Annotated in this window: 24 protein-coding genes; 10 read left to right on the top strand and 14 right to left on the bottom strand. The window is 71.9% G+C overall.

Annotation, left to right across the window (positions count from 1 at the left end):
* The first annotated feature begins 47 nt into the window (after positions 1–47).
* Positions 48–776 (top strand): Crp/Fnr family transcriptional regulator, encoded by a 729-nt coding sequence (locus ACWD4B_RS10245; protein ID WP_451420333.1) that lies wholly within the window; start codon positions 48–50, stop codon positions 774–776.
* A 13-nt stretch (positions 777–789) separates the two neighbouring features.
* Here the strand turns inward: ACWD4B_RS10245 and ACWD4B_RS10240 are convergent, their stop codons facing one another.
* Positions 790–1,275 (bottom strand): hypothetical protein, encoded by a 486-nt coding sequence (locus tag ACWD4B_RS10240; protein WP_451420332.1) that lies wholly within the window; start codon positions 1,273–1,275, stop codon positions 790–792.
* Positions 1,276–1,500: 225 nt separating this feature from the next.
* Here ACWD4B_RS10240 and ACWD4B_RS10235 point away from each other — a divergent pair, with 225 nt between their 5' ends.
* Together ACWD4B_RS10235 and ACWD4B_RS10230 are read left to right on the top strand one after the other, a co-directional pair.
* Positions 1,501–2,610 carry an RNA-guided endonuclease InsQ/TnpB family protein gene (locus ACWD4B_RS10235; protein ID WP_451420331.1) on the top strand — a complete coding sequence of 370 codons (1,110 nt, stop codon included), beginning with the start codon at positions 1,501–1,503 and terminating at the stop codon, positions 2,608–2,610.
* Positions 2,611–2,879: 269 nt separating this feature from the next.
* A complete protein-coding gene (locus ACWD4B_RS10230) occupies positions 2,880–3,203 on the top strand; it encodes a hypothetical protein (RefSeq protein WP_451420330.1) in 324 nt (107 codons plus the stop codon).
* Positions 3,204–3,369: 166 nt separating this feature from the next.
* Here ACWD4B_RS10230 and ACWD4B_RS10225 read toward each other — a convergent pair whose 3' ends face one another.
* The 3 genes from ACWD4B_RS10225 to ACWD4B_RS10215 form a co-directional block, all read right to left on the bottom strand.
* A complete protein-coding gene (locus tag ACWD4B_RS10225; protein WP_451420329.1) occupies positions 3,370–3,507 on the bottom strand; it encodes a lasso RiPP family leader peptide-containing protein in 138 nt (45 codons plus the stop codon).
* Between the two features lie 192 nt (positions 3,508–3,699).
* Positions 3,700–4,635 carry a DMT family transporter gene (locus ACWD4B_RS10220; RefSeq protein WP_451420328.1) on the bottom strand — a complete coding sequence of 312 codons (936 nt, stop codon included), beginning with the start codon at positions 4,633–4,635 and terminating at the stop codon, positions 3,700–3,702.
* A 161-nt stretch (positions 4,636–4,796) separates the two neighbouring features.
* On the bottom strand, positions 4,797–6,110 hold the full coding sequence (locus ACWD4B_RS10215) for an MFS transporter (protein ID WP_451420327.1): 1,314 nt from the start codon (positions 6,108–6,110) through the stop codon (positions 4,797–4,799).
* A gap of 78 nt (positions 6,111–6,188) precedes the next feature.
* On the opposite strand from ACWD4B_RS10215, the gene ACWD4B_RS10210 reads away from it, so the two are divergent.
* The 6 genes from ACWD4B_RS10210 (at position 6,189) to ACWD4B_RS10185 (ending at position 10,727) form a co-directional block, all read left to right on the top strand.
* On the top strand, positions 6,189–7,067 hold the full coding sequence (locus tag ACWD4B_RS10210) for a LysR family transcriptional regulator (RefSeq protein WP_451420326.1): 879 nt from the start codon (positions 6,189–6,191) through the stop codon (positions 7,065–7,067).
* A 4-nt stretch (positions 7,068–7,071) separates the two neighbouring features.
* Entirely contained in the window at positions 7,072–7,884 is an 813-nt protein-coding gene (locus ACWD4B_RS10205) for a maleylpyruvate isomerase family mycothiol-dependent enzyme (protein ID WP_451420325.1), read from the top strand.
* Positions 7,885–7,974: 90 nt separating this feature from the next.
* Positions 7,975–8,337 (top strand): ArsR/SmtB family transcription factor, encoded by a 363-nt coding sequence (locus ACWD4B_RS10200; protein WP_451420324.1) that lies wholly within the window; start codon positions 7,975–7,977, stop codon positions 8,335–8,337.
* Positions 8,334–8,468 carry a DUF6126 family protein gene (locus ACWD4B_RS10195; RefSeq protein WP_227724521.1) on the top strand — a complete coding sequence of 45 codons (135 nt, stop codon included), beginning with the start codon at positions 8,334–8,336 and terminating at the stop codon, positions 8,466–8,468. The genes ACWD4B_RS10200 and ACWD4B_RS10195 overlap by 4 nt, the downstream gene beginning before the upstream one ends.
* 269 nt (positions 8,469–8,737) lie before the next feature.
* Positions 8,738–9,733, top strand: coding sequence for a DUF3533 domain-containing protein (locus ACWD4B_RS10190; RefSeq protein WP_451420323.1), 996 nt, complete (start codon positions 8,738–8,740; stop codon positions 9,731–9,733).
* A gap of 544 nt (positions 9,734–10,277) precedes the next feature.
* Positions 10,278–10,727, top strand: a complete 450-nt coding sequence (locus ACWD4B_RS10185; protein WP_451420322.1) for a subtilase-type protease inhibitor — start codon at positions 10,278–10,280, stop codon at positions 10,725–10,727.
* A gap of 93 nt (positions 10,728–10,820) precedes the next feature.
* On the opposite strand, the gene ACWD4B_RS10180 is transcribed toward ACWD4B_RS10185, so the two are convergent.
* The 8 genes from ACWD4B_RS10180 to ACWD4B_RS10145 form a co-directional block, all read right to left on the bottom strand.
* On the bottom strand, positions 10,821–11,918 hold the full coding sequence (locus tag ACWD4B_RS10180) for a S1 family peptidase (protein WP_451420321.1): 1,098 nt from the start codon (positions 11,916–11,918) through the stop codon (positions 10,821–10,823).
* Positions 11,919–12,223: 305 nt separating this feature from the next.
* A complete protein-coding gene (locus tag ACWD4B_RS10175; protein WP_451420320.1) occupies positions 12,224–13,075 on the bottom strand; it encodes a slipin family protein in 852 nt (283 codons plus the stop codon).
* A gap of 168 nt (positions 13,076–13,243) precedes the next feature.
* On the bottom strand, positions 13,244–14,137 hold the full coding sequence (locus tag ACWD4B_RS10170) for a S1 family peptidase (protein ID WP_451420319.1): 894 nt from the start codon (positions 14,135–14,137) through the stop codon (positions 13,244–13,246).
* A 249-nt stretch (positions 14,138–14,386) separates the two neighbouring features.
* A complete protein-coding gene (locus ACWD4B_RS10165) occupies positions 14,387–15,178 on the bottom strand; it encodes a DUF1684 domain-containing protein (RefSeq protein ID WP_451420318.1) in 792 nt (263 codons plus the stop codon).
* Positions 15,175–16,488 (bottom strand): NtaA/DmoA family FMN-dependent monooxygenase, encoded by a 1,314-nt coding sequence (locus ACWD4B_RS10160; RefSeq protein WP_451420317.1) that lies wholly within the window; start codon positions 16,486–16,488, stop codon positions 15,175–15,177. Before ACWD4B_RS10160 ends, ACWD4B_RS10165 begins: the two co-directional genes overlap by 4 nt.
* Complete coding sequence (locus tag ACWD4B_RS10155; RefSeq protein WP_451420316.1) at positions 16,485–17,495, bottom strand: LLM class flavin-dependent oxidoreductase; 1,011 nt, start codon at positions 17,493–17,495, stop codon at positions 16,485–16,487. The genes ACWD4B_RS10160 and ACWD4B_RS10155 overlap by 4 nt, the downstream gene beginning before the upstream one ends.
* 27 nt (positions 17,496–17,522) lie before the next feature.
* On the bottom strand, positions 17,523–19,367 hold the full coding sequence (locus tag ACWD4B_RS10150; RefSeq protein WP_451420315.1) for an FAD/NAD(P)-binding protein: 1,845 nt from the start codon (positions 19,365–19,367) through the stop codon (positions 17,523–17,525).
* A 296-nt stretch (positions 19,368–19,663) separates the two neighbouring features.
* On the bottom strand, positions 19,664–20,902 hold the full coding sequence (locus tag ACWD4B_RS10145; protein ID WP_451420379.1) for a DUF5685 family protein: 1,239 nt from the start codon (positions 20,900–20,902) through the stop codon (positions 19,664–19,666).
* Between the two features lie 286 nt (positions 20,903–21,188).
* On the opposite strand from ACWD4B_RS10145, the gene ACWD4B_RS10140 reads away from it, so the two are divergent.
* Complete coding sequence (locus tag ACWD4B_RS10140; protein ID WP_336416744.1) at positions 21,189–21,626, top strand: cell division protein SepF; 438 nt, start codon at positions 21,189–21,191, stop codon at positions 21,624–21,626.
* A gap of 35 nt (positions 21,627–21,661) precedes the next feature.
* Here ACWD4B_RS10140 and ACWD4B_RS10135 read toward each other — a convergent pair whose 3' ends face one another.
* Entirely contained in the window at positions 21,662–22,846 is a 1,185-nt protein-coding gene (locus ACWD4B_RS10135) for an acyl-CoA dehydrogenase family protein (RefSeq protein WP_451420314.1), read from the bottom strand.
* Positions 22,847–22,927: 81 nt separating this feature from the next.
* The gene (locus ACWD4B_RS10130) at positions 22,928–23,092 is read right to left on the bottom strand and encodes a DUF397 domain-containing protein (RefSeq protein WP_451420378.1); all 165 of its coding nucleotides are present in this window, start codon (positions 23,090–23,092) and stop codon (positions 22,928–22,930) included.
* Position 23,093 lies beyond the last annotated feature (1 nt).

Here is a 23,093-nt window from a genome sequence, read left to right as displayed (position 1 = left end):
ATTAGTTCGACTGCTTGTTCGAGGATGTCACGCGCTACGTTGCCCCCATGAGGCTGGACGTCCCGCACGGCGGCCGTCGCCATGACTGGCAGCCGCAGACCTTCATGACCCGGCTCCCCGAAGACGCTCGCCGCGAGCTGCTCGCCATGGCCCGCACCAGGCATCACGGCGCCGGTGAACTCCTCATGATGCAGGGGGACATGGCGGACCACGTCCTGGTGCTCGGCTCCGCCCGGGACGCCGGATCGTCGGCCTGCGCCAAGATCACTTCAAGCCTGGCGGACGGGACAGAGAGCCTCCTGGGCATCAGGGTGAGCGGGGACGTCGTCGGCGAGACGGCCGCCGTCCGCGGGTCGGCACGCTCGGCGACGGTCACGTGCTGCAGCCCCGTACACGTCCACGTGCTCACCCGGGACGCCTTCGTGGGGTTCCTCGACCGGCACCCCACCGCCTGGCGGGCCCTGGCCTGCACACTCGCCGACCGGCTCGACGCCGCCAACCGCCGCCGGCTGGACTTCGCCGCCTTCAGCGTGGCCGTCCGACTGGCGCGCGCCCTCGTCGAACTCGTCGAGCGGCACGGCTGCCGCACCGCGAGTGGCCACGAGCTGGGCGTCCACCTGTCCCAGACGGAACTGGGCCGGCTGATCGGGGCCCGTGAGGACGCCATCGGCCTGGCGATGCGGCAGCTGAAGCGTGACGGCCTGGCCGTCACGCACTACTGCGGGGTGACCATCACCGACCTCGACGGGCTCCGACGCTTCGCCCGGCTCCTCTGAAGCACCCGCTCAATCACCCCCCGGCGACGGCCGCGGCGATCCCCAGGCACAGCATCAACGCCGTCCAGGGCACGGCCCGCTGTACGTGCCGGTTCTTGACCAGCGCGATCTCCCCCAGCAACTCCGCCATGGCCCAGGCCTGTTCGCACTGCGCCTGCCGGCAGGGCGGGGGCGGAAGGCCGACTCCCGTGATGCCGAAGGGATTCAGCGGGGTGGGTGCATGCAGCCGCGGCCTTATCGCCTGCACGATATGGAAACCCGAGATGAGGAATGCGACACCGAATGCTGCGATCAGGACACCAACAACAGGCGTCCATCGAATACCCGCTCGACCACCCAATGTGGTAACCGCCGCCACCACGCCCCCGGTATGCACCATGAGCAGGGTATTGACCTTGGCGTCGGCCTGCTGGACATAGCCCTGGAAGGCTGTGAGCGCGCCGAGCGCGACCTTGACCGAGGTCTCGTCGGCTTCCCTCCGTTCGATTTCTCGGGGCAACTCCCCGAACCTCCTCTCCAGAAAGGGTGAGGAGTCCATGAAATACCCGGCGGTATCGAGTGAACACCGTATGGATCAGGCATTGTTCGAGGTGACCGCCGACGCTGCGGGACGAAGCCGGATCCGTACGGGATCCAGCTCCGGGCTCCGTGCGAGCGTGTCCAGTGGAGTTCCAGTGCGCAGGGAGTGATCACCCTTGCCTGAAGACAATGCTGAGCGCCGTCTGTGGCTCGCGATCGACACGGTCGGCTATGGAACCGGCACCCTTCGAAGACGAGCATCAAGTACGGGCAGCAGTCCGCGCAGCTCAAGGAGATCCGGGCATTCGACCCGGAGCGTCAGGGCCGCTGGTCCTTCTCTTCCCAGCAGGCGACCTTGCGGCGGCTGGACAAGGCGTTCGCCGCGTTCTTCCGCCGGATCAAGGCCGGTGAGAAACCTGGATACCCGCGCTACCGTGGGGTCGGCCACTTTGACACGGTGGACTTCCCCAAGGACGGCGATGGCTGCCGCTGGGACTCCACGCCGCGCGACCCGGTGACCCGTGTCCGGCTGCAAGGTGTCGGGCACGTCCGCGTGCACCAGCACCGGCCCGTGGTCGGCAAGGTCAAGACGATCTCGGTCAAGCGTGAGGGAAAGCGCTGGTACGTGATCCTGACCGCCGAGCAGACCGAGCCCAGGCCGCTGCCCGCAACGGGCTCTGTGGCCGGTATCGACATGGGCATAGCAAACTTCCTCGCCGACTCCAACGGAGGGTTCGTCGAGAACCCGCGGCACGGCCGGAAGGCCGCCACGAAACTGGGAGAGGCGCAGCAAGCCCTGAGCCGGTGCAAGCGCGGTTCCAAGCGCCGCCGCAAGGCGGTCGAGAAGGTGGCTCAGCTGCACCGTAAGGTGCGTCGCCAGCGGCTCGACCACGCACACAAGACCGCGCTTGGCCTGGTGCGGGAACACGATTTCATCGCGTACGAAGACCTCAAGATCCGCAACATGAGCAAGACCCCCGCACCGAAGCCCGACCCCGACAAGCCGGGCGCCTTCTTGCCCAACGGGGGTGCCGCCAAGGCCGGGTTGAACCGCTCGATCACTGATGCCGGATGGGGGGTGTTCCTCGCGATCCTGAACGCAAAGGCTGGAAGTGCCGGGCGGGAAGTGATGGCCGTGGACCCCCGCAACACTTCTCGGCGGTGCCCCGAATGCGGGCACACCGCTGAGGAAAACCGGCCCACACAGGAGAAGTTCCACTGTCAGGCGTGCGGCCACAACGCGCACGCGGACACGGTGGGCGCCCTGAACGTTCTACGGGCCGGGCTGGTCCGTCGCGAAGCTCAACCGGCATAGCGAGAAGCCACCCCGTTTACGGGGTGGAGGAGTCACGTACACCCCGACGAGTACCGGGCCGTCACCGACCCCGCGGCACCGCACCACCGGGACAGCCTCGACCGCTTCATGCCGACGCACCGGGCACACAACCCGCTGCTGACACCCGCACCCGTGGAGGAGCACACAGAGTGGTTCGGCTTCCCCGGCGTGGCTCGGCCGCAGGGGCTGGCGCGCGAGTTGCGCTGGTGCCGCTGCCTGGCCATTCGGCGGGACACGCAGGCGTCGCCGTGCGCGACGGCGACGGACGGTGGCTGTTGCACGCGGGCGACGCGTACATGTACCACGGCGAGCTCGAACACACCCCGCCCCTTTCCCACCCTGCCCTCGATCCGGTCCATCAGGGAGCACAGACCGATGCCGCAGCTCGCGTGACGGCCCGCGACCGACTGCGCGCCCTTCACCGCGACCGTGCGGACGCGGTCACCGTCTTCAGCGCACACGACCCGTGGGAGCTTGCCCGCCTCACAACCCTCACGGGCCAGGGCGTGTCCGACGGGCCGGTCCGCGGCGTCCGGCGCGGTGCGGACGAGCCCGCCCTGGCTGTCGGCTGAGGCGACCGCGTGGAAGCTCCCGGCCAGGCATGCGACTGCCCGTTCCGCGTCGGCAACATCGCGGAACGGGCAGTCGCGCCATCAACAGAGCTGATTCCCGGGTGGTGTTGCGCTCCCGCTCCCCGTCCGGCAGTATCGCGAAATCCGCCTCACGGGTCACGGGGATTCAGCCCTGGGCAACGCCCGGGACGTAGTAATAGGTGTATAGGTCGGCCATGCCCGAGCCATAGGAGCCGCATGTCAGCTCGGCGAATCCACCGATTTCCAGCAGCACCGGGGGCTCGTACACCTCGATGTTTTCCACGGGAGATCCTCTTTCTGGTACGGTATTTTTACCGTGACTCGAAGTGCGTCACATCGCGCAAATCCCCACGCGCGTCCGCTTCACACGAAACGGCGGGATCTGCCACTCGAAAGAGTGGTAAGACCGATGAGAAGACAGTTTGACGACCTGTCTGCCGACGGCAGGGCCCTCGGGCAGTTCGAAGCCCGCCGCTCAGCCACTCAACTCCCCCCCCCCCGACTCCGCCACCGCAAGCCCGCCAATGGCGGCGAGCAGCACCGCAGTTCCCGCGACCGTCGCCACGGTGAGCCGTTCGCCGAGCAGCAGCACGGCAAGCACGGCAGCACTCACCGGTTCGATCAGCATCACCACCGATGCCGTGGCCGCACGCACCGCCGCCGCCCCGGCGAAGTACAGCGGATAGGCGAGCGCGGTGGTGACGGCGGCGACGTACAGCAGCATCAGCACCACTCGGCCGGGGTGGGCCATGTGCGGCACGAGCCCCTCGCCGCAGGCGAACGGCAGCAGCACCGCTGCTCCGATGCCGAACGACCACAGTGTCAGGGTGTACGGGTCCTCCCCCGTGCCGTGCCGTCCGGTCCAGCGGCCCAGGAGGCTGGATGCGGCGAATCCGGCGGCGGACAGCAGCGCCAGCCCGATCCCGAGAGGGCGTACGGCGCTCTGCTGGTTGCCCAGGACCAGGACCGCGAGGCCGGTCAGCGCGCCGCCGACCGCCAACATCCCGCCGCGCCCGGTGTGTTCCCCCAGGAACAGCCGGCCCCCGGCGGCGGTGAGGACCGGGGCCGCCCCCAGGGCGACGATGGTGGCGACGGCCAGTCCCGTCTCCTCGACCGCACCGAAGTAGGCGGTCTGGAACACGGCCAGGGCGAGGCCGGTGCCCGTGAGCAGCAGTACTCGCTCACGGCCGAGTCGGCGGGGGCGGCAGTGTCGGCGGGCCGGACGCAGTGCGGCGCCCGCGATCAGCAGCGTCATTCCGCCGAGGAAGCGCCAGAACGACACGGCCATCGGCCCGAAGTCGCTCGACCGGTAGACGATTTCCACGGCGGCGCCGGTCGTCCCCCAGGTGGTGCCGGCCATCGCCAGACAGGCGAGCCCGCGCAAGGCAGTTGCAGTTGCAGTTGTGGACACAGTGCGTTCTCCGATGACATGGAGCAGTCGGTCGTGGTCTCCCGTGTGCGAGCACGACCAAGAAGCGCGCCGGGCCCCTTGGTTGAGGGCCGGCGCGCCGGCGACCTTGGCGTCCCCGCTCTAGGCGGCGGGAGGCGCGAGCACTGTCGAACGCATGGTCACTACTGTACGGACCCGGTGAGCGCGGTGCTCTCGGACTGCGCCACGGTGCGGGATGCGACCGGGGCCGGGGCCGGACGGCGCTTCCGGAAACGGCGTTCGGCCAGCCACGTCGCGGTGAGCAGTGCCGACAGGGCGGCGCCCAGCGTGCACACTCCGGTCCAGCCCGCCGCGCCCCACGTCGCCGAGGTGAGGGCGGATCCCAGCGCGCCGCCCGCGAAGTAGCTGGTCATATAGGCCGCGTTGAGGCGGTTGCGGGCTTCGGGGCGCACCGCGTACACCAGGTTCTGGTTGCTGATCTGCACGCCCTGCACCGCGGCGTCGAGCACGAGGATGCCGGCCAGCAGTGCGGCCAGCGACCAGTGGCCGCCGGATCCGCCCAGGGCGAGCAGGGCCCAGGAGCCCAGGAGCAGGAGGGCCGCGATGCCGGTCACGTGGTGGACGAGCCCCCGGTCGGCCAGGCGTCCGGTGACCGATGCCGCGAGCGAGCCCGCCGCGCCCAGCAGGCCGAGCAGGCCGATCGCCGATTCGGACCAGCCGTAGGCGGGGCCGGAGAGCAGGAAGGCCAGGGCCGTCCAGAGCACGCTGAACGTGGCGAAGGACAGCGCGCCCAGCGCGGCCCGCCACCGCAGCACGGGTTCGCGGGCGAAGAGCGTGACGGTCGACCCGAGCAGCTTGGGGTAGCCGAGGCCGGCGTCGGTGCGCAGGCGGGGGAGGACGCAGCGCAGCAGGACCGCCATGCCCGCCATGAGCACGGCGTTCACCCAGTACACGGTGCGCCAGCTGCCGAGGTCGCTGAGCAGTCCGGCGGCCGTGCGGGCGAGCAGGATGCCCAGCAGCAGGCCCGTCATGACCGTGCCGACGGTGCGGCCACGCTTCTCGGGAGCGGCGAGCGTCGCCGCGTAGGGGACGATGACCTGGGCGGCGACCGAGGTCAGCCCGGTGAGGGCGGTGCCGATCAGCAGCACGGTGGTGCTGGTGGCGCTCGCCGTGACCAGCAGGAAGACGGCGGTGGCCGCGCACAGCGCCACGGCGAGCCGCCGCCGTTCCAGGAGGTCGCCGAGGGGCAGGAGCAGGATCAGCCCGAGCGCGTAGCCGGTCTGGGCGGCGGTGACGACCAGCGCGGAGACGGCCGTGCTCATGTGGAGTTCGCGGCCTATCACCCCGAGCAGGGGCTGCGCGAAGTAGTTGCCCGCGACGGACAGTCCGCAGGCGACCGCCATCACGAGGAGCGTGCCGCGGCCCAGTTCACCGTTCCCCGGCGAGCCGCTGTCCGGTCCGCCGTCCGATCCGTCGTCTTTCCGTACGTGCGTCATGAAAGCAAGTGTCCCGGCCAGGCACTCATGAATCCAATGCATTGTTTTCATCGAGCCATCGCGTTCTACGATGGATGCATGGAACTGCAACAGATGCGCTATGTCGTCGCGGTGGCGGAGACCGGTGGTTTCACGCGCGCAGCCGAGCGGTGCCACGTGGTGCAGTCGGCACTCAGCCACCAGATCGCCCGCCTGGAGAAGGAGCTGGGAACGCGGCTGTTCGACCGCACGAGCCGCGCGGTGCGGCTCACGGCGGCGGGCGAGGCCTTCGTCCCCGTCGCGCGGCAGGCGCTGGACGCCGCCGAACGCGCCCGCGCCGAGGTCCGGGCCGCTACGGGCAAGGTGTCCGGGAATCTGGCCGTCGGCGCCATCTCCACCGTTGCCGCGGTCGACCTCGCCGACGCGCTGCGCCGGTACCAGACCCGCTATCCGGACGTGCGGATCCGCCTGGTCGGCGGCGTCAGCGAAGAACTCATCGAGCGCGTACGGGACAGCTCGCTCGACGTGGCCTTCACCGGCCTGGACCCGGGCACCGTGCCGAAGGGCGTCCGTCACCGGGAGCTGGCCCGCGGGGAACTGGTCGCCATCGTGGCGCCGGAGCATCCCCTCGCCGGCCGGAAGCGGACGGATCTGCAGAGGCTGGCGCGCGAGCCCTTCATCGACTTCCCGGCCGGTTCGGCGGCCAGGCGGCAGCGCCAGTCGGCCTTCGAGGCCGCAGGCCTGGCCACCGACGCGCCGTTCGAGGTCACCACCGTGGAGTTCCTCGCCCGGCTGGTGCGCGCCGGCCTGGGCGTCGGCATGGTGCCGGAGGCCATCGCGGCCGAACTGCCGGGCGTGCACATCCTGAAGGTGAAGACCCCGCCGACCCGCGTGGAGATGCTGGTGTGGGGCAAGCTCGGGCCGTCCCCCGCCGCCGCGGCATTCCTGTCCCAACTAGGCGTCGGCGCGGCACAGTAGGTCCATGGACTCCACGGACTGCATCGCCCAATTCCACAGCGACACAAGCGCGTTCGCGGCCGCCGTCCGCCGGGCCACCCCCGACGGCACGCCCGCACCCCCCGTTCCGTCCTGCCCCGGCTGGTCCGTGGGCGATCTCGTCGTACACCTCGCCACCGTGCAGCGGTACGTGGCCCGGCTTGTCAGGGAACGCCTCACCGAGCAGCCGGACCAATCCGACCTCTCCTTCCTCCAGCTCCCCCCGGACACGGACGGCTGGCCCCACCCGGACAACGCGCCGAACCTCACCCCGCTCCCGGCGACCCTGCTCGACTGGTTCACGGACGGGGCCGCCGCGCTGGAGGAGCAGTTCCGCAGCAGCGCACCGGACGAGCCGGTGTGGACCTGGGCACCGGACCGGACCGCCGGTTTCTGGATGCGGATCCAGGCCATCGAGGCCGCCGTGCACCGCTGGGACGCCGAGAACGCCGCCGGGACCGCCCGGCCGGTCGCCCCCGCGCTCGCGGCCGATGCCGTCGACCAGAACTTCCGGGTGATGGCACCGTTCCGACGGGCCCTGCGGCAGGCACCGCCCGGCTCGGGCGAACGCTTCCGGTTCCGCCGGACCGACGGCACGGACCTCTGGACCGTGCACTTCGACGGCGACGCCGTCCGGCTCGACGAAAACGGCGACGGCCCCTGCGACGTCGAGCTCGCCGGCACCGCCTCCGACCTGATGCTGTTCCTCTGGCAGCGCATCCCCGCCGGGCAGCTCGCCGAGGTGAAGGGGGACCCGGGCGTCCTCGACCGCTACTTCACCCTCGTTCCGCCCGTATGAGCCCCTCGCAGGCGTCACTCCGGCACCGGCTAGAATTGAAGAGTTCTTCAATTCATGATGTGCGGCGACGGCTGTGGAGGAGGGTGGAGAGTGGCGGGGAAGCAGGTTCCGCTGTACCAGGCGAAGGCGGAGTTCTTCCGGATGCTCGGACATCCGGTGCGCATCCGGGTGCTGGAGCTGCTGCAGGACGGGCCCATGCCCGTACGCGATCTGCTGGCCGCGATAGAGATCGAGCCCTCCAGCCTGTCGCAGCAGCTGGCGGTGCTGCGCCGCTCCGGGATCGTCACCTCCACCCGCACCGGGTCGACGGTCGTCTACGAGCTCGCCGGGGGCGACGTCGCCGAGCTGATGCGCGCCGCGCGCCGCATCCTCACGCAGATGCTCAGCGGACAGAACGAGCTGCTGGAGGAACTCCTCGAAACCGAGACCGGGACGAAGGCGGGGCGGCGATGACCGAGAAGACCAGTGAGCGGTGGGCCGAGAAGCAGCTCGCCCTGCGCGTCGGCGTCTACGTCTTCGTCACCCATCTCATCGCCGGGTTCATCTGGTTGCTGTTCTACCTCGGCGATCACGCCAACAAGTAGGCCGGCGCCACAGCGCCCCGTAAGGGGCGCGGGGAACTGCGCGATCAGCCACGACGGCCCGCAGATGAATGCTGCGCTGCCGACGGAGTTCCCGGAGGCTTCGCCCCGGACCCCGAAGTGGCGCATCAGCTGCGGGCCGTCGGTGGCTGGTCGCGCAGTTCCCCGCGCCCCTTACGGGGCGCCGTACCGCACCGGACTTCGGCAAGTCCGCCTACCCCGAACGGCCCGCACCGCCTGCGGCCACCCCCCGCACCCCGCACGCTCGGGGCATGCCCTCATTCCCCGACGAGGTCAGGAGCGCGGTGACCGGCCGCGCCGCGCTCCTGGTGATCGGCGCGCTCGTCCTCCAGCTCGCCTTCATCACGTCGTACATCGGCGCCTTCCACGACCCCAGGCCCACCGACATCCGCCTCGGCGTCGTCGCTCCCCCGCAGGTCCGCGGCACCCTCGTCGAACGGCTGGGCAGCCTGCCCGGGAGCCCGCTGGACCCGCGCGCGACGGACGACCGGGCCGCGGCCGTGCAGCAGCTCCGGGAGCGCGAGCTGGACGCCGCGCTGGTGGTCGACCCGCGCGGCACCACCGACACCCTGCTCACCGCGGGCGCCGCGGGGGCCTCGCTGGGGCAGGCTGCCGAGGCGGTGCTGGTCCGCGCCGAGGCGGACGGGAAGCGGTCGGTGAAGGTGACCGACGTGAACCCGGCGAGCGGCGGCGACGCCCGTGGGCTGAGCTCGTTCTACCTGGTCGTGGGCTGGTGCGTGGGCGGCTATCTGTGCGCGGCGATTCTCGCCGTCAGTGCGGGCGCGCGGCCCGCCAACGTCCACCGGGCCGTCATCCGGCTCGGCGCGGTCGCCGTCTACGCGGTCGCCGCCGGGCTGCTCGGCGCGGTCGTCGCGGGCCCGGTGCTCGGGGCGCTGCCCGGCAGCGTTGCGGGGCTGTGGGGGCTGGGCGCCCTGGTGGTGTTCGCGGTCGGGGCCATGACGCTGGCGCTGCAGGGGCTGGCCGGCGTCGTCGGGATCGGGCTGGCCATCGCGATCGTCGTGGTCCTCGGCAACCCGAGCGCGGGCGGCGCCTACCCGTATCCGCTGCTGCCGCCGTTCTGGCGCACCATCGGCCCGTTCCTGCCGCCGGGCGCGGGCACCTGGTCCGCGCGCTCCGTCGCCTACTTCGGGGGCAACGCCCTCACCGGCCCGCTCCTCGTGCTGTCCGCCTGGGCGGTGGCGGGTGCGGCGGTCGCCGTGGCGTCCGCGGTACGGAAGGCCCCGTAAGGGGCGCCGCCCCACAGCGCCCCGTCCCGCGTCGCCGCCCGCCCCCTCCACGGGCGGCGACGCGGACGTCTCATGTGACGGAGGGGACTCCCGCACACAGACCGACCGTTCGGTCTGAGAAGTGTTCGGCCATTGCTGCCGCCTTCCCGGATCGCCCCACCCGCCGCGCGCACGCACGGCGGGCCATTTTCGGCCGGTCCGCGGGGCCTCCCGGGCCGCGCACAGGGATCATTAGATCCAATGGTCATCGACCGCGCAAATCACAATTTCGAAGGCTCGTTTGATATTTCAACAATGAATCCACGGCATATCCGCTGGTCAACACTCCCGTAACATCAATTGCCCCCTTTCCCGCACAAATCGGGCGTCGATGTAAGCGCGAGGTTTCACGTCCTCCCCTTCCGGGACATTCCGCCCGCCGGTTCGAGCCAATTACCGAGTGCTTTCAACCGGCGACTGAAAGTGTTCGATCGGCGTGCGTTCATGCCCAACTTGGGCAAGACTGCCGTCCGTTATCTGACCCGCGAACAAGGGAGTGTTCGGAATGCGGTACATCACTCGGGGGATCGCGCTGGGCGCCGCGCTGGCACTGGGCGGCGGTCTGGCGGTGGCCGGAACGACGGCCGCGAGCGCCGCGCCCGCAACCGGGGCGCACACCCAGAGCCTGTACGCACCGTCCGCTCTGGTCCTGACCCTCGGCCAGGGCGACGACGCGGCCACCGCCGGCATCCAGCGCGCGGTCACCCTCAACTGCACGCCGGGCCCCAGCGGCACCCACCCGGCCGCCAAGGCCGCGTGCGCCGATCTGCGGTCCGCGGGCGGGGACTTCGAGAAGCTCACGACGGTGAAGACGGGCGTCCTCTGCACCAAGGAGTGGAACCCGGTCGTCGTCACCGCGCAGGGCGTATGGGAAGGCCAGCGCGTGAACTTCGAGAAGGTCTTCGGCAACCCGTGCGAGATGAAGGCGGCCAAGGGCACGGTCTTCGAGTTCTGACCGGTCCCGCACACGCGGCGGCCCGCACGAGCAGCGGCCCCCGGACACCGTGGAGGTGTGTCCGGGGGCCGCGTCCATGGGGCCGGGGCACGCTCAGGGAATCCGCGTGCCGGTCGCGGCCAGGGCCGCCCTCACCGGTTGATAGTAAGTCGTCCCGCCCAGCGTGCAGTTGCCGCTGCCGCCCGATGTGAGACCGAGGGCCTTGTCCCCGTCGAAGAGAGGGCCGCCGCTGTCGCCGCCCTCGGCGCAGACGTTGGTCTGGATCAGCCCGTAGACCGTGCCCTCCGCGTAGTTGACCGTGGCGTCGAGGCCGGTGACCTTGCCCCCGTGCACCCCGCTCGTGGAGCCGCTGCGCTGCACGGCCTCGCCGATCTCGGCGTCGGCCGCCTGCTTGATCTCCTGGGCGCCGGCACCCAGGACGCCGTGGAGGTTCACCTGGCTCGGGTGGGGAACGTCCGCGATGTACTTGACGAGGGCGTAGTCGTGCTCCGGGAAGGTGTACGACTCGGTGGTCCCGATCTGCCGGCCGCCCTTGCTGTCGGACCAGCCGTTCTCGACCGCGCCGCAGTGCCCCGCGGTCAGGAAGTAGCCCCCGTCCCACTTGGGGGCCGTGCCGTCCTTGCTGACGTTGAACCCCAGCGAACAGCGGTACTTGGCACCGTAGATCCCGTCACCGCCCGCGATGAACCGGGTGAGCCTGGCGGCCGTTCTGCGCACGACGGCCTTCTCGCCGAGCCCCGAGACGACCCGGTTCAGCCGTGCCATCCGGTCACCCGTGACCGTGGGGTCGGCGGTCACGACGACCTGGTTCAGTCTGGGGTCGGTCACCCAGGCGGTGCCGGGGATGGCGGCCGACTTGTCCAACTCCGCACGCGCCGCATCCAGTTGCGGGAGGGAGAACCGTACGGCCCGGGCCTCGGCGCCGGTCGCGCGGACGGCGTCCCCGGCGCCCGGGTCGAGGACGTTGACGACGAGCCTGCGGGTCTTCGTGTCGTAGTACGAACCTGCCGTCGCGCCCTTGAGACGGTCGACGAGGGCCGCGGCGAGCTTCCCGGCGGCGGATTCGGAGAGGGCCTCCGAGGCGGGGCGGGGAGCGGCCCCTGCGGGCTGCGGTGCGAGGGTGACGGCCGCGAGAGCGGCCGCGGCGGCACCGCCGAGGGCGGCGCGCACGAACGACCAACGGTTCTTCAACTCGGCACCTCCAGTGGGGGGTTGGGCCACACGCGCGGATGCCGGGCCCGGAGGACGAACGACACAGCCGCACCCCCGATAGGAGGTCGCGTCCATGCCAAGTTGTCCGTCGAGTGTCCCGAGCGGAGGAGGGAGTGCACAAGGGCGAATTTCGGTAGCGCGCAAATCTATGCGCGCGCCGTAGCGCCCCGTAAGGGGCGCGGGGAACTGCGCGAGCAACCACGACGCGCCCGCAGTTGACGAAGTGCATCGGCTGCAGGCCGTGGGTGGCCGATCGCGCAGTTCCCCGCGCCCCTAACGGGGCGCTACGCGTGCCCGATGCCCGTCTCCTCCTCGCCCCCCGTTTCAGGGGACGACGGCTCGACCGGGATGTGCTCGCTCTCCACCGAGGAGGTGCCCTGCCCCGCCCGCTCCAGGAAGCGCAGCAACTCCACCGGGAACGGCAGCACCAGCGTCGAGTTCTTCTCCGCGGCCACCGCCACGATCGTCTGCAGCAGCCGCAGTTGCAGGGCGGACGGCTGGTCGGACATCGTCGCCGCCGCCTCCGCCAGCTTCTTCGACGCCAGCAGCTCCGCGTCCGCGTTGATGACCCGGGCCCGGCGCTCCCGCTCCGCCTCGGCCTGCCGGGACATCGAGCGCTTCATCGTCTCCGGCAGCGAGACGTCCTTGATCTCGACGCGGTCGATCTGCACGCCCCAGCCGATGGCCGGGCTGTCGAGCATCAGCTCCAGGCCCTGGTTGAGCTTCTCCCGGTTGGAGAGCAGATCGTCCAGGTCGCTCTTGCCGATGATCGAGCGGAGCGAGGTCTGGGCCATCTGCGAGACCGCGAAGCGGTAGTCCTCGACCGCGATCACGGCCTCCGCCGGGTTCACGACCTTGAAGTAGACGACCGCGTCGACGCGCACGGTCACGTTGTCCCGGGTGATGCCCTCCTGGGCCGGCACCGGCATGGTCACGATCTGCATGTTGACCTTGCGCAGCCGGTCCACCGCGGGAACGATCATGGTGAATCCCGGCTGCCGGATCTCCGGGTGCAGCCGTCCCAGTCGCAGCACGATGCCGCGCTCGTACTGCTTGACCACCCGGGCCGCCGCCATCAGATACACGAGCCCGACGGAGCCCGCGGCCACCACTGCCACCACGAGGTCTTCGACCATCACGGCCCCCTGCCGTCACACGTCAGGTGATACGTCCACGGTATGCCCGTGTCCGGGCGTGGTCGAGCCCCCGGCCCCGCAGGGCCGGGGGCTCTGTGCTGCTGGCCGCAGGCGATGGGGAAGGGCGGAGCGCGCTCGCGGTCAGACGGCTGGGAGGGGCGGGCGGAGTCAGAAGACGCTCACCCCGTAGGCGCCGAGCGCCTGGGTGACGGGCTGGAAGAAGGTCGTCCCGCCGGAGCGGCAGTTGCCGCTGCCGCCGGAGGTCAGGCCGAGGGCGGTGGAGCCGGAGAAGAGCGCGCCGCCGCTGTCGCCGGGTTCGGCGCACACGTTGGTCTGGATCAGGCCGCGCACGATCTGTCCGTTGCCGTAGTTGACTGTGGCGTTCAGGCCGGTGACCTTGCCGCCGTGCACCCCGGTCGTGGAGCCGCTGCGCTGGACGCTCTGCCCGACGCGGGCGTTGCCCGCGGAGGTGATGCGCTGCTGGCGGCCGTTGTAGAGGTCGACCGCGCTCGGGTGCGGGAGGGAGCCGTTGGTGTACTGCACGATCCCGTAGTCGTTGCCGGGGAAGCTGGTCCCGGTGGTCGGGCCGATGCTCGTGGAGTGGTTCGCGTTGGCGTAGTAGGGCGGCTTCCCCTGGGTGCAGTGGCCTGCGGTGAGGAAGTAATAGGTGTTGCCCTTGCGGACGTTGAAGCCGACGGAGCAGCGCCACGAGGGCGCGTAGATCGCGTCGCCGCCGGCGAGGAGTGTGCGGAAGGCTCCGGGGGTGCGCTCGATGCGTATCGCCTCGGCGCCGGAGCCGGCCCGGTGTCTGAGTCTGGTCAGGTCACCGGCGGAGACGGTGGAATCGGCCGTCACCACAAGGGTGTCGGTCGCCGGGTCGACGGCCCATGCCGTGCCCGCGACGTCCGCGGACTCCACGGCCGCACGCGCCGTGGACAGTTGCGCGGCCGAGTGGACAGCCGCGGAGGCGCCGTCGGCGTGGGCGCTGCCGACGGTGAGGGCGGAGGCGGCCAGCAGGCCGCCGGCCACGGCGATCACCGGGGTGGGGCGCTTGATCCTCACGTTCTTCCTCCCGTGGGGGGTCGGAGGGGCGCAGCCGAAAGGGCACGCCGCATTCCGATTTCGCCGTGCCCCTGACAAGCGCCTGTGCTCGGGAGTATTCGGGCCGGGAGGCGCAGGGCGCAAGGGCCTCTTTCGGACGCCGGGCCCGTACGCGGGCGCGCGCCCCGAAAGGGGCGCGGGGAACTGCGCGATCAGCCACGAACGGCCCGCAGCCGACAGCCGCGGGCGCGCACCACGTACCCCGAACCGTCAGAGGATCGTGTTCCGCTCCCCCGCCGGGACGGCAAACGGCAGCGTGTTCCCCGGTGGCGGGAACGGACAGATGAAGTGCTCGGCGAAGGCGCACGGCGGCAGGTGGGCGCGGTTGAAGTCGACGGTCACCCCGCCGTCCGCCGCCGGCGCGGGCGGGCGCAGGAAGCGGAAGCGGTAACTGGAGCCGCCGCTGGTGCCGTCGGCGAAGACCGCCCACAGCGAGCCGTCCTCCTCCGCCGCGACCTGCAGGGTGTACTCGCCGCCGCCGAGGGCCAGTTCGCCGGCCAGGCTCAGGCCGCGCTCGCGCCCGTCCGCGTTCTCCACCGGCACGACCGTGCGGCCGCCCGCGTACGGCCGGAACGTCCCGGGCAGCACCCAGCGTTCGTCGTAGTCGAAGGCGTCGATGCCGCCGAACTCCTGCCGGGCCGCCGACTGCGGGTCGAAGACGCGGACCGCCCACCGGCCCTCGCGCCGCAGCACCAGCAGCCGGCGCTCGCCGTGCGCGACCCACACCGCACCGGCCGAGGCGTCGGGCCCGAGCCGGATCCAGCCCTCGAACGGCTCCCCGTTCACGGTCAGTCCGTCCTCGGCGAGGGCGGTGAGCAGGACGGCGTCATCGGTCCCCGGATCCTCGGTCCAGCGCCCCGGAACGCCCGGGATCCGGCCGTCGGGGGCGTCGGCGAGCCAGTACGTCCCGGTCAGCGCCAGCGGCCCGTACGGCGCCGAGACCGTCCTGGTGCGCTGCTCGCGCCACGCGGCCCACTGCTGTTTCGCATCAGTCGTGCTCATGGCCGCCCACTGTTCCATACGGGGACGGGAAGACCGAGGTGCTCGCGCAGCGTCGCGCCGCTGTACTCCGTACGGAACGCCCCGCGCTCCTGCAGCAGGGGCACCACCCGGTCGACGAAGTCGTCCAGCCCGCCCGGGGTGAGGTGCGGGACGAGGATGAAGCCGTCGGCGGCGTCCCGCGTCACGAACTCGTCCATCCGCGCCGCCACCTCCTGCGGCGTGCCGACGAACGACTGCCGGCCCGTCGTCTCGATGACGGTCTCCCGGATCGACAGCCCCTTGGCCTCCGCCAGCGCGCGCCACTGCGCGGCGACCGCCGACGGGTCGCCGATCCGCACGCGGCCCTGCGCGAGTTCGCCCCCGGGGTCGGGGTCGACGTCCGGCAGCGGGCCGTCGGGGTCGTAGCCGGACAGGTCACGGCCCCAGACCTGCTCCAGCGCCAGGATCGCGTTCTGCGGCGAGACCTGCTGCCGGCGGATCTCCGCGGCCCGTTCCTGGGCCTCGGCGGCGGTGTCGCCGAGCACGAAGGTCACCCCCGGCATGATCTTCAACTCGCCCGGCCCGCGCCCGTATGCGGCCAGCCGTCGTTTGACGTCGGCGTAGAAGGAGCGGCCCGACTCCAGGGTGCCGTGCCGGGTGAAGACGACGTCGGCGGCCGAGGCGGCGAACTCGCGGCCCTCGTCGGAGTCGCCGGCCTGGATGACCACGGGGTGGCCCTGCGGACTGCGCCGGACGTCGAACTCTCCCGCGACGGTGAAGTGCCGGCCGTGGTGGGCGAAGGGACGCGCCCGGCCGCACGGCGTCCAGGAGTCCCACAGCTCCCGGGCGGTGGCGACGAACTCCGCGGCGCGCGTGTACCGGTCGGCGCGGTCGAGGTAGCCGCCGCGCCGGAAGTTCTCGCCCGTGAACGCGTCGGAGGAGGTCACCACGTTCCAGGCGGCGCGCCCGCCGCTGAGGTGGTCGAGCGAGGAGAGGCGCCGGGCGAGTTCGTAGGGCTCGTTGAAGGTCGCGTTCACGGTGGCGGCCAGGCCGAGCCGTTCGGTGACGGCGGCCAGCGCGCTGAGCACCGTGATCGACTCGGGCCGGCCGACGACGTCCAGGTCGTGGATGCGGCCCTTGTGCTCGCGCAGCCGCAGCCCCTCGGCGAGGAAGAAGAAGTCGAACAGGCCGCGTTCGGCGGTGCGCGCGAGATGCTCGAAGGAGGAGAAGTCGATCTGGCTCCCGGAGCGCGGGTCTTGCCAGACCGTGGTGCTGTTGACGCCGGGGAAGTGCGCGGCGAGGTGCATCTGCCGGCGGGCGGTGCGGGTCATGCGGTCTCCCTTGCCGGTGCGTAACGGTTGGCGGGGCGCGGCAGTCCGAGGTGCTCGCGGAGCGTGCCGCCCGCGTAGAAGCGGCGCAGCAGGCCGCGGTGCTGGAGCACGGCCACGGTGCCGTCGACGAGGAGCGGCAGGTCGCGGCCGGGCTCCTCGGGCCGGAGGTGGAGGCCGTCGACGACGCCGTCCTCGTACCAGCGCCCGGCCAGGTCCGCGAGCGCGACCGCGTCGGCGGCCGCGTGCAGGGCGACGGGCACGGAGGCGAGGACGCGGAGCCGGCGCGGGTCGCGCCCGTGGGCGCGGGCGCGGCGGTGCAGTTCGTCGCGGACGGCGGCGAGTTGCCCGGGGTCGCCGGTCCGTTCGGTCCGCACCAGGGCGACGTCGGCGTGGCGGGCCGCGGCCTCGCGCGGCGGCCCGGCGGTGGCGTCGACGGCGACGACCGGCCGGCCCTGCGGGGGCCGGGGCACGATGGACGGGCCGCGGACGCGGAACCCGGGTCCTTCGAAGTCGACGTAGTGCAGCTTGTCGCGGTCGACGAAGCGGCCGGTGGCCCGGTCGCGGATCTCGGCGTCGTCCTCCCAGCTGTCCCAGAGCCGGGCGACGACGTCGGCGACGGCGTCCGCCTCGCGCCACAGCACGTCGTCGGGCGCCGCGGGCCGCCGGCCGAAGAGCCGGGCGGCGGTCTCGCCGCACGACACGTCGACGGTCCAGCCGGCCCGGCCGCGGCTGACCCAGTCCAGGGTGGAGAGGGCGGAGGAGACGTGGAAGGGCTCGGTGTGCGTGGTGGTGACGGTCGGGACGAGCCCGATGCGCTCGGTCGCGGGCGCGACGCGGGCCAGCACGGCGAGCGCGTCGATCCGGGACTCCCGCGGGGTGCGCGGCCCGAAGGCGTCCCCGAGCGTGACGAAGTCGAGCCGCCCGCGCTCCGCGAGGCGGGCGGCGTGGAGGTAGGGCCGGGGGTCGGTGGTGCCCGGCTGGTCGATGGCGACGGCGAGGTGCAGCATGCGAACTCCTGGGAGAGGAAAGAACTTTCAGACCGAAGGCCCGGACAGCAGCCGCAGCACCGCCCGCGCCACGGCGTCGTTCTGCCGGAACCCGGCCGACCCGCTGTGCGGCCGCGCGAACGCGGGGGCCCGCGCCGTGGTGTGCGGTCCCAGTGCGAACCGGCGCGGATGCGGCCGCCCGTCCCGGCCCACGACCCGCCCGTCGTCCGGGCCGACGACGAGCAACCCCGAGCCGTCGACGGCCACTTCCCCCGCCAGTCCCCGCAGCAGCGGATCCGCCGACCTCCCCACGCTCGCCGCGGGCAGCCGCGCCTCGACCAGCGCCCGCGCCTCGACCGCCCGCCCCGGCACGCTGACGCTCCCGGCCCGGAACACCCCGCGCCCCGCATCGGCGGCGATGCGCACATCGGCGCCGAGGAAGCGCACCACTCCCGCCCGCGAGAGCGCGAGCAGCTGCCGCAGCCGGGGCCCGGGCGGGCCGGAGGCCAGGTAGTTGAACAGGCCCTGCCACTGCTCCCCGGCGTCGCCGAGGCGGGCGAGCTGCCCGTGGACGGAGAGCAGCCCGAAAAAGACGGCCAGGTCCGGGCTGTGCCGGGGGTCGTGGCGCCGTGCCACGTCCGCGGCGATGTGCGCCCGCACACCGTCCTGCAGCGCTTCCGCGTCCGGGAAGCGCAGCCCGGCGAGCGGCAGATCGAGGGCGTCCAGGTCGAGCCGGTCGGCGGGGTCGGGCACGGAGGAGGCGACGAGGACGTCGAGTTCGGCGCTGCCGGGTTCGCAGGCCGCGTACTTCTCCTCGAAGTCGGGCCAGTTGACGCGGGTGCGTTCCGGATGGACGGCGAAGAGCCGGTGGTAGTGGGCGAAGCCCAGTTCCTTGGCGACGAGCGGGCGTACGTCGCGCTCGAAGTCGGACGAACCGGGCCGGCGGCGCAGTTCCGCGGTCTCGGGCGGCCCGAGGAAGCGGGGCAGCGGGGGCCGCTCCCCCTGCCACCGGTATCCCGTCTTCGAGCGGTACGGGACGCCGCGGCGCGAGCCGACGTGCAGAACGGGTTCACGCCCGGAGGGGTGGTACGTCAGCGTGCCGGTGCCGTCGTCGGTGTACCGTCCGCCGCGGCCCTCGGTGAGCAGCACCATCAGGTCGACGAAGGCGAGCCCCATGCCCCGGACGAGGACGGGCTCCCGGGGCCGTAACCCGCTCAGGTCGCTGTCGGCGGTGAACTCGGGCGGCAGGTGGACGAGTCCGTGTGCGGCGGCGAAGGAGGCCAGCGCCTGCTGTTCCGGGTCCGGCCGGGCGGGGAGGTGTCCGAGGGTGAGCACGACGGCGTCGGCGAGCAGGGGTTCGGCCCGCCCCGCCAGCCACACGCGTTGCCGCCCGTCGCGCGGTCCGGAGAGCCGCACGGCCCGGCGGCGGTGCTCGTGGACGGCGACGCCGGGCGGCAGTGCGGCCACCGCACACCGGTGGAACCAGCGGAGGTAGGCGCTCTGCAGCCGCCGCCCGGCGAAGCTGCGCGGGGTCAACGCACGGGCCTCCGCGGCGACTTCGGGATCGTCGGGCGGCTCGACGACGCCCTCGCGGACCTGTGCCGCCCACGCGGCGAGCGAGGGTCCGGGGCGGACCGGGCCCACGGTCCCGACGGTGTCGTCGGTGAACATCGTGACGTCCTCGGCCATGGAGTTCATCCACAGCAGCGGCGACTGGCCGTGCCGCCAGATCCGTCCGGCACCGGGCGGGTACGGGTCGACGAGGTGCAGGTCGAGACGGCGCTCCCCGAGCAGTGCGGGGGCGTTGGCGGCGATCCGTTCGACGAGACCGGTGCCGCGCGGGCCCGCGCCGACGACGACGAGCGACGGGACGGGCAGGACGGGAGAAGGCATGCGAAGGCACTCCGTGGATGCGGGGATCGAACACGGACGGTGCTGCCTTCGCACGGGCCGCGCCCCTCAGCGCGGACCCGTCGTCGAGGCTACGTCGGTTGACGCGGAAACGGAAGGCTGTTCCACTTGGGGCATGGCATCGACGCAGCGGCTGGTGACGCGCAGCCACATCGACTTCGGTCGGGTGTGGTCGGCGTCCTGTACGGGTTGAGGATTCCCCGCCGCGCTGCCTTCGCCTTGCGGCCGGGGTCGTTCGACCCCGGCGCCGCACTCCCCCTCAGTGCTCAGCTCAGTGCTCAGCAGTCACAGCAGCTGCAATCACAGTCGCATCCGTCGCCGCAATTGCTGCAACAGTCACAGCAGTTGCAGCAGTCACCACAACCCCCGCATCCATCACAGCTGTCGCAGCAGTCGCACTTGTAGCACCAGCCCTCCCTCGGCAAGCCGGTCCACGGGTCGAAGTAGGGGTCCTTGCAGCACACCTGGCACGTGCAGAACAGCCCCGTCCACACCAGACACCCCGACAGCAGGTCCCGCTGCGGACCGCGGCGCGGCGGCTCCGGCGGGGCGGGCGGAGGCGGCATCACCGGCGGCGGACCGAAGGATGCCTGCTGTTCGGAATGAGTCGATTGCCCTGAATGCCCGTCATGTCCGCAGGCGTTGCCGCCGCCGAACGCACGGTCCACCGCCCGCTCCAGCTCATGGACCAGCAGCACGTGCGCCAGCCTGCCCTGCGCCTTGCTCCCGAAGTCGGCCTCGCGCAGCGCCAGCCGCACACCGTGCACCGCGTCGTCGCACAGCCGCCGCACCTCCGCCAGGTCCGTGCCCGTCGCGGCCACCGGGTTCCACGCGCCCGTGCGCGCGTCCTCCTCCAGGTCCTCGACGGCGTCCAGCAGATGCGCGAGCCGGCCGAAGAGCCGGCCGGCCTCCTCCAGCGGGGCCTTGTTGGCGGGGCGCCCGGCCAGAACGGCCGTATAGCCGAAGGCCGCTGCGGTCGCCGTCTCCGTCGGCTCGGTCACCGCCAGCAGCGGCGTACCGGCTCCGGCCAGCGCCTCGATGCCCGACTGCCGTTCGACCGCGTCCACCAGAACGGCCGTGTCGAAGCCGAGCTCCGACCCGGTCCGCGCCCCGGCCCGGTCCCAGCGGGCCGCCATCCGGCGGGCCGCGGCCGCGACCGGACGCCGCGCCAACAGCCCGTCGCGGTCCGTGACATGGTCACGCATCTTCGCCGAGGCCAGCACGAGCGAGACGGACGCGGCCAGCCGCGCGCCCTCGCCGTGCGCCACGGACGCACTGCGCATACCGCGCAGCGCACACGGACCGGCCGTGCGGCGCCAGGCGTTGGCACCCTCGGTGCGCGGCGACTGCGCCTCCACCAGAACGGATATGACCAGTCCGTCATAGTTCGTGGCGATACGGGCCATTTGCCCGTGATCCCCCTTCAACGCCAGGCAGAGGCCGCACAGATGGGCCATCCACTCCGTCCGCATCGCCTCGGACAAGCGGTGCCTGCATGGCCTGATGATCCCGAACAAAATGTGCCCCCGTGGTGTGGCGACGTGTGTGGTGCCGATGTGCCCGGGCATCCTAATCACCGGGGCAGGACACCGGGCCGGTGCCCGCCCGTCCCCCGAAGACACCGCATATGCCCAGGTCCAGCGCCTACGGCCGACTCCGGGAGTTTCTGACGCAGCGCCAACCGCTTTGCACCAGATACGTCACGAAATCCTCGCTTGGCGGCCATCCACTTGGCACATCATCCGCATCATGGACGACCATAGAGGGGCGGGCGGAACACACCGCGTGTGAGAGGAGGCGTCCATGGGATCGGTGCGCAAGGCGAGTGCGTGGCTTGGCCTCGTCGACGACAACAACGATGACGAGCGCTACTACGACGACGAGTACGCCGAGGGGCCCGAGCCGGGCGACTCCTGGGTGACCAACCCCAAGGTGCGGGTGGCCGACGAGGTCGCCCAGGAGCAGGGCACCCGGATCGCCACGGTCACCCCGGACGGCTTCCGGGACGCCCGCGGCATCGGCGAACTCTTCCGCGAGGGCGTCCCGGTCATCGTCAACCTCACCGCCATGGAGCCGAACGACGCCAAGCGCGTCGTGGACTTCGCGGCCGGTCTGACGTTCGGCCTGCGCGGCTCGATCGAGCGCGTGGCCACCCGCGTGTTCCTCCTCACCCCCGCCGACTACCAGGTGGTCAACGGGGAGCCGGTGGGGCGGCGCGGGGGGTTCTTCAACCAGAGCTGACCCTTCGGAGCTGACCCTTTACGGGGTCGGGGTGCTCACCGGAACGCGTCGATGCCGGTGAGCGCCTTGCCCAGCACCAACTGGTGCATTTCGACGGTGCCCTCGTACGTGAGCACCGACTCCAGGTTCGTGGCGTGCCGCATCACGGGGTACTCGAGCGAGATCCCGTTGGCGCCCAGGACCGTGCGCGCGGTGCGGCAGATCTCGATCGCCTCGCGCACGTTGTTGAGCTTCCCGAAGCTCACCTGCTCCGGCCGCAGCCGGCCCGCGTCCATCCGCCGGCCCAGGTGGTGCGCGAGCAGGATCCCCTTGTGCAACTCGACCGCCATGTCGGCCAGCTTGGCCTGCGTCAGCTGGAAGCCGGCGATCGGCTTTCCGAACTGTTCGCGCGTGCCGGCGTAGTCGAGCGCCGTTTCGAAGCACGTGCGCGCGGCGCCCATGGCGCCCCAGACGATGCCGTAGCGGGCGTGGCTCAGGCAGCCGAGCGGACCGCGCAGCCCGATCGCCTCCGGCAGGACGGCGTCGGCGGGCAGCCGCACCTCGTCCAGGACCAGTTCACTGGTGACGGATGCGCGCAGCGACCACTTGTGCCGGATCTCCGGCGCCGAGAGGCCCGGGCTGTCGGTCGGGACGACGAAACCCCGGATGCCCTCGTCGGTCTGCGCCCAGACGACGGCCACCCCGGCGACCGAGCCGTTGGTGATCCACATCTTGCGGCCGGTGAGCACCCAGTCGGCGCCGTCGCGCCGGGCGTGGGTGCGCATGCCGGCGGGGTCCGAGCCGTGGTCGGGCTCGGTGAGCCCGAAGCAGCCGATGACGTGGCCGGACGCCATCTCCGGCAGCCAGCGCTGCCGTTGCTCCTCCGAGCCGAAGCGGTGGATCGCGTACATCGCGAGGGAGCCCTGCACGGAGACGAGGGAGCGGATGCCGGAGTCGGCGGCCTCCAGCTCCAGGCAGGCCAGCCCGTACTGGACGGCGGTGGCCCCCGCGCACCCGTACCCGTCGAGCTGCATCCCGAGGGCGCCCAGGGCGCCCAGTTCCCGGGCGAGTTCACGGATGACGGGGAGCTCACCGCTCTCGTACCACTCCGCGACGTGGGGCAGCACGCGGTCGGCCGCCCACTGCCTGACGGCGTCCCGGATGGCGCGGTCCTCGTCGGACAGAAGGTCGTCGATCCCGAGCGGATCACGGGGATCGAAGGCGGGGAGGGCGCGAGTCATGCGCCCGACGTTACGGGTGAGTAACCCGTAACGTCCAGTGCCGGCTTGGGGCTTGCGCCCCCGTAAGGGGCGCGGGGCTGTTCACATATGCGGCTCCGCCGCGTGGGCGCGACCAGGGCGCCCCGTAGGGGCGCGGGGAACTGCGCGATCAGCCGCGCCCTCCGCCCGGATGTCCATGACGAACGCGGCCCAGGCCTGGGCAGGGAATGCCAGAGCCGGACCGCGAGAAGCCTTGGAGTCCCGCACC

The sequence above is a fragment of the Streptomyces sp. NPDC002536 genome (assembly GCF_053594995.1).
Note: the sequence above shows the minus strand (reverse complement) of the source record. Positions and strands in the feature narration are given on the sequence as shown.